This window comes from Rhizobium sp. BK379 (assembly GCF_014193955.1).
GTDB lineage: Bacteria > Pseudomonadota > Alphaproteobacteria > Rhizobiales > Rhizobiaceae > Rhizobium.
Window position 1 is genome coordinate 201,860 of sequence record NZ_JACIAD010000007.1, and the last position, 12,486, is coordinate 214,345.

14 protein-coding genes are annotated in these 12,486 nt (G+C 59.0%); 5 read left to right on the forward strand and 9 right to left on the reverse strand.

From position 1 onward, the window contains the following. Positions 1–39: 39 nt before the first annotated feature. From FHT93_RS27040 to FHT93_RS27075, 8 genes are all read right to left on the reverse strand, one after another. The gene (locus FHT93_RS27040; RefSeq protein WP_112970315.1) at positions 40–2,061 is read right to left on the reverse strand and encodes a beta-N-acetylhexosaminidase; all 2,022 of its coding nucleotides are present in this window, start codon (positions 2,059–2,061) and stop codon (positions 40–42) included. A 29-nt stretch (positions 2,062–2,090) separates the two neighbouring features. Then, entirely contained in the window at positions 2,091–2,561 is a 471-nt protein-coding gene (locus FHT93_RS27045; protein ID WP_112970314.1) for a GNAT family N-acetyltransferase, read from the reverse strand. Positions 2,562–2,575: 14 nt separating this feature from the next. After that, entirely contained in the window at positions 2,576–3,502 is a 927-nt protein-coding gene (locus tag FHT93_RS27050; protein ID WP_183850354.1) for an ABC transporter ATP-binding protein, read from the reverse strand. Further along, positions 3,499–4,314 carry an ABC transporter ATP-binding protein gene (locus FHT93_RS27055; protein WP_112970312.1) on the reverse strand — a complete coding sequence of 272 codons (816 nt, stop codon included), beginning with the start codon at positions 4,312–4,314 and terminating at the stop codon, positions 3,499–3,501. The genes FHT93_RS27050 and FHT93_RS27055 overlap by 4 nt, the downstream gene beginning before the upstream one ends. Next, on the reverse strand, positions 4,311–5,213 hold the full coding sequence (locus FHT93_RS27060; RefSeq protein ID WP_113014303.1) for an ABC transporter permease: 903 nt from the start codon (positions 5,211–5,213) through the stop codon (positions 4,311–4,313). The genes FHT93_RS27055 and FHT93_RS27060 overlap by 4 nt, the downstream gene beginning before the upstream one ends. After that, entirely contained in the window at positions 5,213–6,193 is a 981-nt protein-coding gene (locus tag FHT93_RS27065) for an ABC transporter permease (protein ID WP_112970310.1), read from the reverse strand. Before FHT93_RS27065 ends, FHT93_RS27060 begins: the two co-directional genes overlap by 1 nt. A 19-nt stretch (positions 6,194–6,212) precedes the next feature. Next, complete coding sequence (locus FHT93_RS27070; protein WP_112970309.1) at positions 6,213–7,907, reverse strand: ABC transporter substrate-binding protein; 1,695 nt, start codon at positions 7,905–7,907, stop codon at positions 6,213–6,215. 373 nt (positions 7,908–8,280) lie between these two features. Then, on the reverse strand, positions 8,281–8,748 hold the full coding sequence (locus FHT93_RS27075) for an Lrp/AsnC family transcriptional regulator (RefSeq protein WP_112970431.1): 468 nt from the start codon (positions 8,746–8,748) through the stop codon (positions 8,281–8,283). Positions 8,749–8,880: 132 nt separating this feature from the next. Here FHT93_RS27075 and FHT93_RS27080 point away from each other — a divergent pair, with 132 nt between their 5' ends. Both FHT93_RS27080 and FHT93_RS27085 read left to right on the forward strand, forming a co-directional pair. Beyond that, positions 8,881–9,297, forward strand: coding sequence for a DUF2000 domain-containing protein (locus FHT93_RS27080; protein ID WP_112970308.1), 417 nt, complete (start codon positions 8,881–8,883; stop codon positions 9,295–9,297). 106 nt (positions 9,298–9,403) lie between these two features. Beyond that, on the forward strand, positions 9,404–10,033 hold the full coding sequence (locus FHT93_RS27085; RefSeq protein WP_113014305.1) for a glutathione S-transferase: 630 nt from the start codon (positions 9,404–9,406) through the stop codon (positions 10,031–10,033). A gap of 421 nt (positions 10,034–10,454) precedes the next feature. Here FHT93_RS27085 and FHT93_RS27090 read toward each other — a convergent pair whose 3' ends face one another. Continuing rightward, on the reverse strand, positions 10,455–10,643 hold the full coding sequence (locus tag FHT93_RS27090) for a hypothetical protein (RefSeq protein WP_113014307.1): 189 nt from the start codon (positions 10,641–10,643) through the stop codon (positions 10,455–10,457). 301 nt (positions 10,644–10,944) lie between these two features. On the opposite strand from FHT93_RS27090, the gene FHT93_RS27095 reads away from it, so the two are divergent. The 3 genes from FHT93_RS27095 (at position 10,945) to FHT93_RS27105 (ending at position 12,409) form a co-directional block, all read left to right on the forward strand. Next, complete coding sequence (locus tag FHT93_RS27095) at positions 10,945–11,439, forward strand: DUF4334 domain-containing protein (protein ID WP_113014308.1); 495 nt, start codon at positions 10,945–10,947, stop codon at positions 11,437–11,439. Continuing rightward, positions 11,426–11,812 carry a cytochrome c family protein gene (locus FHT93_RS27100; protein ID WP_113014310.1) on the forward strand — a complete coding sequence of 129 codons (387 nt, stop codon included), beginning with the start codon at positions 11,426–11,428 and terminating at the stop codon, positions 11,810–11,812. Before FHT93_RS27095 ends, FHT93_RS27100 begins: the two co-directional genes overlap by 14 nt. Positions 11,813–11,962: 150 nt before the next feature. Next, positions 11,963–12,409, forward strand: a complete 447-nt coding sequence (locus FHT93_RS27105; RefSeq protein ID WP_112545319.1) for an SRPBCC family protein — start codon at positions 11,963–11,965, stop codon at positions 12,407–12,409. The last annotated feature ends 77 nt before the right edge of the window (positions 12,410–12,486 follow it).

The following is a 12,486-nucleotide window of genomic DNA, read 5'->3' on the forward strand; positions in this document are numbered from 1 at the left end:
CGAGAGGTGAAGATCAGCCGTCTCCGTTTCATCAATCGATCAAGACTGCTGCAGCCCGTAGAGCAGTGGCATCAGCCCTGCGAGTGCCTTGAAACGTTCCCAGGATTTCGCAGACGGCTTCGTCCAGCCCGTTTCGGCAAGTGCCGAAAGACGCGGGAAGACGAGCCGGTCAAAGACGGCACGATCCGTCATCGGCTCGGACCAGATGCAGGCCTGGATACCGCGAAGCTTCTGCTTCTGAGTTTCAGTCCAGCCGCCCACCGGATCGAACGTATAGATCTTTTCGGCATCCGAGGTGCCGGCCCAGCTCGCACCCGGCTCGTCCCAGTCCGGCCGCAGCGCCATGTCCAGATAATAGACCTGCCCGGGGCAGACGACGATCTCGTAACCTCGATTGGCAAGTTCGGCGGCAACTTCGACATTGCGCCAGCTGCAAAGATAGCTCTTCGATTTATCGATGACATCGCCATGCGCCGCTTCTTCCCAACCGCCGGTGATACAGCCCTTGGAAGCAAGGAAGCGCTGAACCCGCTCAAGAAACTCGGCCTGCAGGTAGGCTGCGCCAGAACCATGGATATCGTCGGCACCATGAGTATTGGTAATGACATTCAGGCGCTTCGCATGCGCATCGGCAACCTCGTCACCGGCGAGCGAACGCAGATTTGTGAGCGCTTCCGGTGAGCCTGACCAAGCGCCGAGCGGCACTTCGTCGGCACCGATGTGGATAGTCTTGAAGGGGAACAGCTCGATGAGTTCCAAGAAGATCGTTTCGATCACCTCATAGGTCTTTTCACGAGCGGGGTTGATGCAATTATCGGGGAAGCCCTGAACGGAATAGTAGCTACCGGCCTCCTGCGGATCTCGCAGCTCCGGTATGGCCTGCAGCATTGCGTAGCAGTGGCCGGGTATATCGATCTCCGGTACGATTTCGATGCCGAAGCCCTGGGCGTAAGCGACGATCTCGCGGATGGCGTCCTTGGTGTAATAGCCGCCTGTACGGGCCGGGCTGGAGCCGAGCAGCGGCGGCAGGGCAAGACCGTGGCCGCGCCACGCACCGATCTCGGTCAATGCCGGATATGCGTCGATCTCCACGCGCCAGGCCTCGTCATCGGAGAGGTGCCAGTGGAAGCGGTTGAGTTTGTTCCAGGCGAGTACCGCCATCAGTTTCTTGATTTCCGCCTCGCCGTAGAACTGACGAGCAACATCCAGATGCAGACCGCGCCAGGCCATCGATGGTTCATCGACAATTTCGCCTGAAGCCGGGAACTGGAAAGTCTGCGGATGCAGGCGCGCACCCCGCCAGATCTGGCCGAGGGTCACGAGGCCGTAGAGAAAGCCGGTCTGGCCATTTGCCTCGACGGTGATCGCCTCCTCTTCGAATGTCAGCCGGTATGCCTCGGGACTGAGACCGGCAGACTTCTTCAAGCTGACAGTTGCAGCCCCTTCCGCAGGCGAGCGGACGATACCTTCGACGGCAAAGAGATGGGAGACTAGGGTCTTGAAGCTATCAGCTGCAGCTATCGCATCCGCATCTTCAGCCTGCAGTGCAAAGCCTGCCGGCAAGGGTCGCCGTGAAGCGACAGCCACATGGTTCGGCCAGGGAATGATCGAAACCTGCACCGGCGCCATGGCCGGCACGGGGAAAATCTCCGCGCCACGCTTCAGGGGCGCATTGCTGGCAGATGACCGCGTAGGTTCGATCCCGAGCGAAACGGTGCTACCGTCGGCAAGAGCGAGATAGGCGCTGGTCGCACCATCCGTCCAATGGCGAAACTGCCAGCTCAGCGCGTGGACTGATATCGTCCAGGTCTCGCCCTTGCCGAGAACGTAACCTTCCGGCGGCTGGAATTCGGTGAAGTTCGACAACCTTTTCAAAACTGTTGCACCCTCCACGCGTCCAGCGGGATCGACCCGCCCCGGGCCACTGACGCAGAGCGAGAAGCCCGAGAGCGGCTCGGCAGCCAGATTCTTGAGCTGCAGGACATAGGAGAAATCCTTGCCGTCGGCTGGCGGATTCCAGAGAGTTTCGAGCCGCAGGGCCGGATGTCGCGGTTTGGACATGATTGCTTCTTTCTGTTCGATTGTCGTGATCAGCTCTTGAGCATGCCGGCATAAATGCCGGGAGCGGAATCGGGGATGGGAGTGGCGCCGACGGCTTTCTCGTAAAAGGCGGATGGGCCGACATCGCCGATGATCGCGTAACCATAGCCCATGGTCTTCAGGTCGTTGAGGCTGGCAAAGAGCAGCGCCCTGCCGACGCCGAGCCCCCGCATGCTTTCATCGACACCGGTCGGCCCGAAGAAATCGGGAGCGGTCGCCTCGTGGCAGGCAAAGCCGATGAGCTTGCCTTCACGCGTAGCGATGAAGCAGGTCGGCGGCTGGCGCGTCATCGCAACCGTTGCCTCGCTTGCCCACGCGTCGCCGAAATGCTCGCCGATCCAGCGGACAATCAGCTTCAGTTCGGGCGGCAGTGCCCGGCGGATAGTGACGCCCGCTTTTGCCATCGCGTCGGGTGATTTTGTGTCCTGCGGAAGAGTGGACAGGTTCACGAGATAATCCATTGGCGTATGTCCTGTTAGCTTTGGGCGCCGAGTGCGCGCATGAAATGATTGGGGCCGATCTGTTCGATCACCGTGGATTCCGGACGGCTGAGCGAACGGACGCGCTCTGCCTGCTCGAGGAAGCGTGCACTGCCGCCTGTCACGAAAGGGCGTCCGCCATCGGGCACCGCCGATAGCAGGAGCTGGGTATAGGGATGGCGGGGGTTGGAGAGCACTGTTTCTGTATCACCCCATTCGACCATTTGACCGGCAAACATCACGACGATCTCTTCGGCCACATGCGCCGCCGTTGCGATGTCATGGGTAATATAGAGCATCGCCAGTTCGTTCTCCCTCTTCACCCGGGCAAGCAGATCGAGAATGTCCTTGCGGATGGAAACATCGAGCATCGACGTCGGCTCGTCTGCAACCAGCACGCTCGGCGCGACCGCAAGCGCCCGGGCAATGTTGACGCGTTGCCGCTGGCCGCCGGAAAGCTCATGCGGAAATTTCTGCTTCGACACGGCCGGGTCCAGACCGACGCTCGTCAGCAATTCCGCAATGCCATCCTCAAGAGCTATCCGCGACGTGTCCTGGTTGTGAAGTTGCAGTGGCCGGGAAAGGTGATGACTGACCGTGAAGGCGGGGTTGAGTGACGAGAACGGATCCTGGAAGACCATCTGAACGTCCTTGCGATAGAGACGTTCATCCCTCGCCGTCCCCTGCGCGGTCAGATCCTGCTCGCGAAAGAATAGCTTGCCGCCGGTCGGCCGGTCGAGACGCGCGATGATACGGGCACAGGTCGTCTTGCCGCAGCCGGACTCGCCGACAAGCGCCAGTGCGCGGCCGGGATGGAGCGAGAAGGAAACGCCTTTCAGTGCATGCACCGGCCCGAATTGTCGCCTGATCTCTTCGATCCGTATGACGGGTGCGGCCGCGGACGGATGTGTCTCGGGCTTCATGCCAGTGCTCCTGAAAGATGGGGCGTGCTCGGAAGCTGGGGAATGGCGTTCCAGAGCTTGCGCGTATAATCATGCAACGGCGCCTGACTGACCTGGCTGACATCTCCGACCTCAACGAGTTCGCCCTTCAGCATGACGCCAATGCGCTGGCAGAGTTGCGCCATCAGATGCAGGTCATGGGTGATGAACAGTACCGAAAACCCGTAAGCTCGCTGCAGGTCGACGACCTGTTCGAGGATTTCGCGCTGCACGACGACATCGAGCGCCGTTGTCGGCTCGTCCATGATGATGAGCTCGGGCCTCAGGGCCAGGCAAATGGCGATGACAATGCGCTGTCGCATACCGCCCGAAAACTGATGCGGATAGTCGCTAATGCGCTGCGACGGTATGCCCACGAGCCGGAACATCTCCTCTCCGCGCGCCCGCGACTCCTGACGCGAGCAGCCGGTGTGCCTGTGAAGCACATCATGAAACTGCGCTTCGACCCGCATTAGCGGATTGAGTGAGTTCATCGCGCTCTGAAAGACCATACCGATGCGCTTCCAGCGGATCTTCTGCAGATCGCGCTCGGGCATCTTCAGGAGATCCTGCCCATCCATGCGGATGCTACCGCCGCTGATCCAGGCCGGGGCCTTGGACAGTCGCGTGATGGCATAGGCGATTGTGCTCTTGCCGCAGCCGGATTCGCCGGCAAGCCCGAAGATCTCGCCCTTGCCGATATTGAAGGAGACATCCTTGACGGCGCGGAACTCTCCCCTGTCGAGCAGGTAGTCGACATTGAGCTTTTCGATTTCCAGGAGATTGCTGGTCATCGGCGTGCCTCCAGTTCACGGTTGCGGGCACGGGTGAGCCGGAACCAGCGCGTCAGTGCCGGACCGGAGCGAAGCTGCGGATTGGCGATCTCGTCGAAGGTAAAGTTAAGCAGCGCAAGGCCGAGGCCGATCAGCGCGATGCCGATGGCCGGCACTCCGACGTCCCACCACGCGCCGACCATGATCGCCGATGCATTCTGGGCATTATAGAGCATCGTGCCCCAGGAAACTTTCAGTGGATCGCCGAAACCGAGATATTCGAGCGTCGTCTGTGCGACGATCGCGTAGATAATGCTGCCGACGAGGTTAATGCCGATCAGCGGCGTCAAGTTCGGCAGGATCTCGACGAAGATGATGCGCCATGCCGGTTCGCCGATCATTTTCGATGCGGTGACGAAATCGCGGTTGCGCAGCGCCATGGTCTGCGAGCGCGTCATGCGCGCGCCCCACGGCCAGGAGGTCAGTGCGATGATGGTCATGATCGTCATCGGCCCGACCGTGCCGGCAAAAGAGGCAAGCAGGATCAGAAGCGGCATGTTTGGTACGACCAGAACTGCGTTTGTCGCAAGGTCGAGCGCGGCGTCCGTCTTGCCTCCGGCGTAACCGGCGACGAGGCCGATCGCGGTGCCGATGACGGTGATGGCAATGCCCGTTGCAAAACCGACCGACAGCGAACTACGGGCACCCCAGACGAACTGGCGATAGACGTCGCGGCCCATTTTCGTCGTACCAAGCACATGCTCGATGGAAGGTGGCTGGTGCGAACGGCCGACACGTGCGCCCGGCTCGCCAGGGGCGATGACAGGGGCAAGCAATGCCATCAGCCAGAGGCCGACGACGATGATCAGGCCGGCGACGGCCTTCTTCTGACGAAGAATGGATCTGAGCGTGGCTCCCATTACACGGCATCCCGCAGCCTGGGGTCGATGAACCCGTAGATGATATCGACGAGGAAATTCGCGCCGAGCGTTGCGAGCGTCATCAGCAGGAGCTGGCCCTGGATGACCGGATAGTCGCGGGCGATGCTTGCGGTATAGAGCGTCAAGCCGAGCCCCGGATAGTTGAAGACGATTTCGGTGACGATCGAGCCACCGAAGACGGCGCCGAGCATCAGCGCGAGGTTCGTCAGGACCGGAAGCATGGCATTGCGCGCGCCATAGCCGAACATGACGCTCAGATGGCTGAGGCCCTTTGCCCGGCCCATTGTGACGTAATCCTCCCCAAGCACCGAGATCATCGACGAGCGCATTGTCGTCTGAAACTCCCCGATCAGGAACGGCGACAGCGTCAGCACCGGCATGATGGCGTGGATGAAGACGCTGCCAGCGAAAGTGAAGTTGAACCCGGGATCGAGGTTCGGATCATAGGCGTAGCCGACGGGCAACCACCGCAGCGACACACCGAACAAGAAGAGCGTCGTCAGACCCACGATGACAGGCGGCACCGAAATCATCACGACCGCGAGCGGAGAGACGATCGTGTCGAAACGTCCGCCTCGCCGCCAGGCGGAAATTGCACCCAGAACCACGCCGACGCTGAGCGAAAAAATGATGGCGGTGACGACAAGGAAAATCGTCCAGATTGTCGAGCGGCTGAGGACCTGGACAACTGTCTGAGGGTAATATTTGACGGAGACGCCGAGATCGAAGGTTGCAAGTCCCTTCAGATAGTCGACGAATTGCAGGAGCACCGGCTGATCGACTGCGCCAAAGCGCGCCTTGATCGCCTCGACGGCTGCAGGTGTCGCCCGCGGGCCGAGCTGCGCGACCATGGCATCGACGGGCGTCCCCGGCATAAGCCGGGGAAGTATGAAGTTCATCACGATGGCGAACGCCAGGGCGACTGCATAGACGCCAAGGCGCCGTCCGGAAACACGCATGTCCCTTGCCTCGCCGGTCTTATTGGACCGGCTTCAGGCGGAGCAGATGCATGAGGCGCATCCGGTTGTTATCGTGATCTTCCGGGTTCATGACCGGGTCCTTGTCGGTTACCCAGCCGATAAAGCGCTTGCTGGAGAACTGATACCAGGTCGGGCCATTGAAGACAGGCACGACGGGGAAATCTTCGGCCACCAGCAGCTGAATGTCGTTGAAGATCTTCTTGTGATCATCATCGGACGTCGCCTTCAGATATTGATCGAAGAGCGCGTCGAGTTTCGGGTTAGAATAGCGCGAGGGAGCACCTGTGACGCGGCCGGCATAAGCCGTCGACAGGCTTTGGTAATAGCCGCGGAATGGAGTCGCCCCATCGGCACGCGAGTTCATAACGACCTCGAAACTACCGTCGAGAATCTGCTTGCGCCACTGTTCGTATTCCGGTGTCGTGACCGAAGCATTGATGCCGGCTGCGCGCAGGCCTTCGACGGCGATCTGCACGGCATCGATCCAGTCTGTCCAGCCATTGGGAACGATGATCGGGAAATTGATCGGCTTGCCGCTCGGCGTCGTACGAAAGCCGTCCGAACCCTTCTTGTAGCCTGCGTCGTCGAGGATCTTGCTGGCCTTCTCGGTATCAAAACCCATGAAGGCATCCTTGTCGCCTTCGGCAGCCTTGTTGCGCCAGCCTTCAAAGCGGGGCGGCAGGCCGGAGGCATGTTCGTTGACGACGGGATAGCCGAAGCCGGCAATGTCGACCATCGACTTACGGTCCATGGCGAGGCTGAAGGCGTGACGGAAGTTCAGATCCTTGTAGGCTTCCAGATTGCCCTCGTCCTTGCTCTTGAAGTTCATCTGGAAGGCGACGGTTTCAGCCGGTGGCTGCCAGTAGCCGTTGTGATCGGCGTCGAGCGCCACGAAGGTCTTGTCGATCTCGGGGATGAAAGAGCCGATCCAATCCATATTGCCTTCCGGCAGGATCGCGAGCATCTGGTCGTTGCCGGAAATCTGCGGCAGTCGCAGGCAATCGACATGCAACGAAGCGGCATCCCAGTAGTTCGGGTTACGGCACTGTTCATAAACCTGCGGCGTGAACCGGCGCACTTCCGTCATCGGACCGGAACCGATCGGCTTCTCATTCTTGAAAGCAACCGGATCTGAAACATCCTTCCAGACATGTTGGGGAACGACGGCAAGATCGGCAAGCGATTCCGGGAAGTCGGAATTGACGGCCTTGAGCTTGATCGTCACCTCCGTCGGCGACGGCGCCTCGACGGATGCAACGGTCTCGCCGACACCAACCGTGTCGAGCGCGGCATTCTTCAGCATCAGATCGATTGTGTACTTGACGTCAGCTGAGGTCAGCGGCTGTCCATCAGACCATTTCGCGCCGGGCCGCAATTCATAGGTGATCGACATCATATCGTCGGAAAACTTGTAGCTTGTCGCCAAGCGCCAGACCGGCTTGCCGCCATCCTGCGCGTTGAAGATGACCAGCGGCTCATAGATGAAATCCATGGTGCTCTGCCGACGACCGGCAAGATCGAACGGATTGAAGTTTTGCACCCAGCTCGACTGCTCTTCGATATGCATCGTCAGCACGGATTCGGCAGCCGAAGCAGCCGATATACCAAAGGTCATCACCACCGTCAGGGCGGTGGCCGCGGCCCAGGCGGCGCGCGCAGAAACACTGCGGATTACGCTCTTATCCAGTCCCATTTTTTCGTTCCCTTAGTTGTTATTTTTTGATTCAATCAAATTGATTTAATCAAGCTAACGCAAGGTTTCCGATCCGGTCAATCGGGTGGAAACTAAAAATTTCGGCTTCCTGGAAACTGAATTCTTCTGTGCTTGATACACATCGCGGCAAACGGCTCAACAACTGTGGCACGGCCTGACAAATCAAATTGTCATACTTATTGTGCGTCGCGAAAAGTCTCGCGCAAGCGTCACCGATCATTCTGGATCTGTTGAAATGTGAATATTTGATCCAGCTATATTGAAGCCATGACGGCCCGCTTTTCAGTACCCTCTAGCCGTCCAGCACCCGCTGGACGGCTATTTCCACCGATCATCAGTTCGGATCAGCTTCCTAAAATCCTACCGGAAAACCTTCGAACGGTTTGATTTCCTTGAGAACAAACGTGGTCTGCATTTCCTTGATGCGCGGTAGGCGGCGCACGACCGACATGGCGAAATCAGCATAGGAATCGAGATCAGCCGAGACTACCTGCAATAGAAAATCCGAATCTCCGGCAATGCTGTAGCAGGCGACGACCTCCTGTAGCCGTGCAACCTCGGCGGCAAAGGCGTCCGCCTCTGCCTCGTTGTGACCATCTATCTTCACTCGGATGAAGGCAAGGACGCCGAGCCCGAGTTTGCGCCGGTTGAGATCGGCCTTGTAACCCCGGATCACACCTGCCTCTTCAAGCTGGCGCACCTTTCGCCAGCAAGGGGATGTGGACATGCCGACACGCTCGGACAATTCCTGATTTGTCAGTCGTCCCTCGGCCTGCAGGCTCGAAAGGATTTTCAGTTCAACCGGCTCAAATGTCGTCATGGGAAGCATCTACCTACAAATTGCACAAAGCAGGTCGATCCTACCAAGTTTCGGCCAAGGACAGCAATATCAGACAGGATTGTTCTGCTGCGATCACTTAGGCTGTCGCCATCGTAATCTCAGGTCTTTCAGATGCTCTCCGATATCCGCATTGCCATTGTCGTCGACCCCAAACTCCCGTCCGCTCTCATTGCAAATACAGTCAGCGCCATCGGCATTGGCGTAGGCGCCAAAATGCCGCTCCTTGGCGCCGAGAGGCTCAGCGACCGTGCTGGCAGGGCCACCGATATCGTCTCCAATCGACCGGTGCCGATCCTGCAGGCCGATGGCGAGACGATCCGACAGATCCTGTTGAAGGCGCTGAACCAGCCGGAGGAACACGCCATCGTACCGTTTCCTGGTTTTGCCCGGTCACTGCACGACTATACTGACTACCAGCGTCAGTTCCCGAACAGGGACTTGAGCGATGAGGAGATCGATGGACTGGGTCTTGCCGGACCGGCTAAATGGGTAAGGTCGCTGACCGGCTCCCTGAAATTGCTGCGGTAAATTGCCGGGCATACACAAGTGCAGGTTTTGTTGTCGCCGCGACATGTTTGGTGGTGCAAAGCAAGATTTCATTCGATAACCAAGGCCCACCGGTTAGGAGTGGATCATGGGCGCCCTTCGAGTTCTTGGCAGGCAATCATCCATCAATGTTCGTAAGGTGCTGTGGACCTGCGAAGAGATCGGCATCGACTATGTGCAGGAAGATTGGGGAACGGGATTTGCCTCGACCAGCACACCGGAATTCCTTGCGCTTAATCCGAATGGTCTCGTGCCGGTCATCGACAGCGATGACGGCATCCTGTGGGAGTCCAATACGATCTGCCGTTATCTTGCGTCCAAGAATGGCCGCGACGATCTCCTGCCACCCTCCCCATGGAGACGGGCGCTCGTCGAACGATGGATGGATTGGCAAGCGACGGAGCTCAACAGTGCCTGGCGCGGTGCATTCCAGGGCCTTGTGCGCAAGGACCTCGCCTATTCCGACCCCTCCGTCATTGCCGACAGCGCCAGGAACTGGAATCGCAAGATGGAAATCCTGGAGAACACCCTCGCGACGACGGCACCTTTCGTAGCGGGAGACGAATTCACGCTGGCCGACATCCTGATCGGCCTTTCGGTCAACAGATGGTTTCACACGCCCATCGAACGACCCAGCTTACCGGCGGTTACAGCCTATTTCGAGCGCCTCAGCGAACGGCCGTCCTTCCGGCGAGGCGGTTACGACATGTTCCCGTAGATATCGGGCATCCGACTATTGTTGTTTGGGCGCAGGTGCCTGTTGGGGTGTGTCGCCCGGTCGAATGACCGGCATGTCCCCGGTTGGAGGGGCCGGTTCAACCATCCCGCGATCGCCCGTCGGCGGAGGCGTCAATACGCCTTTGCAGCGAGATATCTTGCTTTCCGATCCCCCATTCTCCGTCTGCCGATCCGTCTCGACTGACGACGGGTTATCGGCCTGACATCCCGGTTGTTGTTCCTTGCTGCCGGCTTGGCTCATGGCAGCATGGGGAGCGGCGATGAAAAGCCCGAAGGCAAGCCCAAACAAGAATGGCTTACAGGAAAGGCGATGCATCGTCTGCCTGGCCAACGGTACTTGCCGCAAAGTCCACATCGGTGTCACTCCCGGTTCCCCCGACCTGCGTTGATCTGCAGGCAGGTCATCGCTTCCCTTCGCGAACGCGAATGCCTGGCTTGCCAATCGGCATCAGTCGGGGATCGTTGATGCCCGGCCTTATGGCATCTTGCTCGCTCGACCCCTTGATAGGCGGGCCGCGTCCGACCTTGTTTTCCGGGGCGCCTGGAGGTGTTTCCAAATGTTCGCGATGTTGCTTGTCGAGTTTGGTCATAACCGGCCTCATTGCATCCGATCAATCGTGTGTCTCGCCAGGTATCCCGGGGCAGTTTTTCGCGCATGAGCGCGGATTGGTATCGCCAACGCCAGGGCGAAAAAGCTACAGTGAGCACCTATTTTGCCGGACACCGTCTTGCGATTGACGCTCGTTATGTTCAGTCCAACCAGCACGAACTTCGAAAGTTCCGGACAGAGAGAGGATTCGACCCTCGGAATCTCCGCACACAAGCGCTACGTCGTTTCTGGTGTGACCATAGAAAAAGGGTGAAGCCGTGCAAACGGACCTGCAGAAAGACATGACGGATTGGTTCCGGTCGCTCGAGCCTGTCGATCCGCTTGAGATGACCGGGCTTTGGAGAGGCGCAGGCATTCCGTCGGGGCATCCACTGGACGGCGTTCTCGAGAATTTGCGATGGTTCGGCAAGCGCTTTCACCCCGACAGGCGAGCGGACGCCCTGCTCTTTCAGTGGCTTCCCGGGAGGCTTGTGGCCGTTGATCCACGCTTCGTTCCTCTCGGGCTTGCAATCAGGCTTGCGCCGTTGGGACGGACGTCCCTTGCCCGAAGCCTGTTTTCGCTTCTGCACAAGGCGTTCCGCGCGCGGGGCACGACAGCAGCCCTGGAAGTTCGGGCATTCGAGCACGTCGCAAGCGCTGCAATGGTTTACGACAGGCAACCGATCGTCGACCATTTCAGACGGGTGAACGATAACACGCTGGCTGGGATGATGTGCGTGCGCGACGACGAAAGGCGGTTCTTCTTCAAACTCACCAGGATCGATGCGCAGGCCTAGAACGACGTTGAAAACAATCGCATTGGCAACTACGGCAGCTTCAGTTGCGAGCAATAGTTTCGCGGCTGATGCAGATCGTGGTGCGAGAATTTTTCGGGCCTGTTCTTCATGCCACATTGTCGATGACACCAGAAGTACATTTGGCCCCTCTCTGAAGGGTGTCGTGGGAAGGCGGGCAGCTGGCCTAGACGACTACGCCTACTCCCCTGCCTTGAAGAAAGCCGGCGAAGAGGGGCTCGTGTGGAACGAGCATGAACTTGCCGAATTTTTGGCAGCGCCGAACAGAAAAGTCCCGGGAACAAAGATGCGCTTCTGGGGATTGTGGAGCTTCGAAGTCGACGATCTCATCGCCTTTCTAAAGGCAAATCCGTAGATCACCCGTCATCTGCATAGGCCTGACGGCAACCATAATTCTCAAGACGATCACTCACGACGCCCTTGCTGGGAGAGATCTTCCCCCTAAAATAATTGAGGACACCGCGTCGTGGCCTCAATCGGCGCAGACCAATTTTGGGAGAAAACGATGCAGGAAGCCCTCGTTGTTCGCCGCGAAACGCATCTTTCTGCGCCGCCTGCGGCAGTGTTCGCCCTGCTGACGGATCCGGAAAAGATCCTCCGCTGGATGGGAACAGAGGCGGATATCGAGCCCCAGCCCGGAGGGCTTTATCTCGTCAACGTGACCGGTGCGCGTTTCGCGCGCGGATCGTTCCGTGAAGTGGTGCCGGTCCACCGCCTGGCCTACAGCTTCGGCTGGGATGGCAGCGACGTGGTGCCACCGGGGTCGAGCCTCGTCGAGATCGATCTGATCGAACAGCCTGATGGGACGCTCCTCCGTCTGACGCATACCGGCTTGCCCAATGTCGAGCAATGCGCCGGCCATGCCGAGGGCTGGGCTCACTACCTTGGCCGCCTGGAAGCAGTGACGGCGGGACGCGACCCGGGACCGGATATCTTTCACGGCAGGAAGTGACCAAGCTTATCATTTGAACGGGAAGCCAGGTTCACGAAGAAAGCGCGTCCGACTGTGGCAGTCGTCTGGCTGACATC